Below are 2,546 nucleotides of genomic sequence, written 5' to 3' on the forward strand. Positions count from 1 at the left end.
TTGGACCTTGAACAGAGGGAGTTGATCCTCTCCATTCTCAGCCGGGCAGACACCCTGACCGTGGCGACGGTCCGTGAAGACGGCTGGCCGCAGGCGACGGTCGTGAGTTTCGTGAACGACGACCTCGACCTCTATTTCGGGACGACTTTTCACTCGCAGAAGCTGGAAAACATCGCCCGGGACTCCCGGGTGTCCGCGACCGTCACCCCCGAGCATGAGACGTCGAAACCCATCCAGGCGATCTCGCTCGCGGCGGTGGCGCAGCGGGTTACGGACCCCGGGGAGCTGTTGAACGTGGCTGGACTGGTTCTGAAGAAGTTTCCCCGACCGGGGCCTCCCGCGCCGGCTGGGGTGTTGGAGGGTGTGGCGGTCGTTCGCCTGCGCCCCACCATCGTCTCGCTTCTGGACTACAGCCGATCCTTTGGTCAGACGGATCTGATCGAGCTGGGTGACCGTCAAGCCTCGCCCGATCACCGGGACGAACGGCTTCCGTGACCGGGATGACGTTGCGCACGCTCGCGACGGGTGCGCTCGCCCTGGGGGGAATGATCCTCATCGGCATGGGACTCTGGTTCGTCTTCCTGCGACCGGCGCTGCTGCCTGAAGACGCCAGATACATGGGGTCCACCGTGGCGCAGATCCAGGACATCCTGCCCCGGCTGGCCCCGTGGCTCCGGCGCGTCTTCGGCGTGCTGGGGGGCTATATGCTCGCCACCGGTCTGCTGACCGTCCATGTCGCGATGACGACTTTCCGGTCCGCCCGGCCCGGGGCGACGATGGTGCGGCCGTCTCGGGGCTGGTATCGATCGGCGGCATGGCCGTCACCAACTTCGCCATCGACTCCGATTTCAAATGGCTGCTGTTGGCCTTCACCCTGCCGTGGGTGGTGGCCCTTGCGCTGTCCCGGGCCGACGCGAGGCGCATGGACCCAGGCGCATGAGCTGTCGCGGCGCGCCGGGCGTGGGCGATGAAAACCGGGATGTCAGGACCGGGGTCGGTCACTCAGGCGGCAGGCGCCGGTCCTGGAGCCGGTGATCCTGTCGGCCGTCTATCCGCCAGATGTAAGCGTTCCGGGGGGCGGGCGTCATATCTCCGGAGCGGGCACGGCGCCCGTCTGTTCGTGGCAAGGCGCTATCGTGTCGATCACCTGGGCTGAAACGTGGAAACCCGGCTATGGGCCTCTGGTCCGGCAAGCCGACACCGTCACGCGGATCGAGGACATGGCGCAGCGTCTCGTGCGCCGAGGCGTCTGGCCGGACGAGGAGTCGGTCTACCGTCTGGTGGCCGCCGCCGATCGGCTGGCGAGCGCCGGCATGTGGCTGGTGGCGCACATGACCTATGTACGCCGGGTGGATCTGTCCGGAGCGCCCTTGCCGACGGAAGCCTTCAAGGACTTGCCGGAGGGCCATACCGGCGGCTCGCTGAACATGGTCCCGGCCTTCGTCGGCTATTTGCTGGCGAACGCCCTGTCCGGCGTCACGCGGTCCTGGATCATGGGCCAGGGGCACTGCGTGGCTGCGATCGAGGCGGTCAACGCGCTGACCGGCGATGTCTCTGCCCGGCAAAAGGGTCGGTACAGCCGCTCGGACGCCGGCCTGTCCCAGCTCGTTTCGGACTTCTACAGCTACGCCATTGGCGCCGACGGCCGGCCCGCCGCGCCGCTTGGCAGCCATGCCGGGCCGGACACGGCCGGGGCCGTCTCGGAGGGCGGCTATCTGGGCTTCGCCGAGCTCGAATATGTCCATATGCCGCTGGCCGGCGAGAGTCTGGTCGCCTTCCTCAGCGACGGCGCCTTCGAAGAGCAGCGCGGCTCCGACTGGTCGCCGCGATGGTGGCGGGCGGAAGACTGCGGCCTGGTGACGCCCCTCATGATCCTCAACGGGCGGCGCATAGAGGAACGCACGGAGATCGCCCAGGACGGCGGCGCGGGCTGGCTCGAACGACACCTGCGCCTGAACGGTTTCGACCCGATCCAGATCGACGGTCACGATCCAGCCGCCGTGGCGTGGGCCATTCTCGACTCCGAGGAGCGATTGAAGCGCTTCACAGCGGATCCCGACCGGGTCTATCCGGCGCCGTTGCCCTATGTGATCGCGCGGGCGGTCAAGGGGTTCGGCTTTCCCGGCGCCGGGACGAACCGCGCCCACAACCTGCCACTGGAGGGCGATCCCCGAACGGACGAGGGGGCGCGGGCGGCGTTCAACGCCGCGGCGGCGACGCTGTTCGTGCAGGGAAGCGAGCTCGACGCCGCCCTGGGGGTTCTCACGACCCATGACCTGCAGCGCCGGCCTTTGGAAAGCCGCCATCCGGCCGCGCGGCGGGCGCCGCCGCCGCCCGTGCGGCCCATTCCGGACTGGTCGGACAGGGCGAGGTCCCCGATGGAGGCGATCGACGCCTGGTTCGTGGAATTCGTCGACGCCAACCCGGGCCTGCGCGTCCGCCTCGGCAATCCCGACGAGCTTCGCAGCAATGGCATGGGGCGTACGCTCGACCGGCTTGGCCACCGGGTGAACCGACCGGAACCCGGCGTTCCCGAGGCGATCGAC

2 protein-coding genes and 1 pseudogene are annotated in these 2,546 nt (G+C 68.5%); all 3 read left to right on the forward strand.

The window, feature by feature from the left end; genetic code table 11:
• A partial coding sequence (locus Q0C81_RS18065) for a pyridoxamine 5'-phosphate oxidase family protein (RefSeq protein WP_291841193.1) occupies positions 1-495 on the forward strand: 495 nt, incomplete at its 5' end.
• Positions 496-814: 319 nt separating this feature from the next.
• Complete coding sequence (locus Q0C81_RS18070) at positions 815-940, forward strand: hypothetical protein (RefSeq protein ID WP_291841195.1); 126 nt, start codon at positions 815-817, stop codon at positions 938-940.
• Positions 941-1,220: 280 nt separating this feature from the next.
• A pseudogene (locus Q0C81_RS18075) lies at positions 1,221-2,546 on the forward strand (xylulose 5-phosphate 3-epimerase); the annotation flags it as partial.

The organism is Brevundimonas sp. (assembly GCF_023259385.1).
Taxonomy (GTDB): Bacteria; Pseudomonadota; Alphaproteobacteria; order Caulobacterales; family Caulobacteraceae; genus Brevundimonas.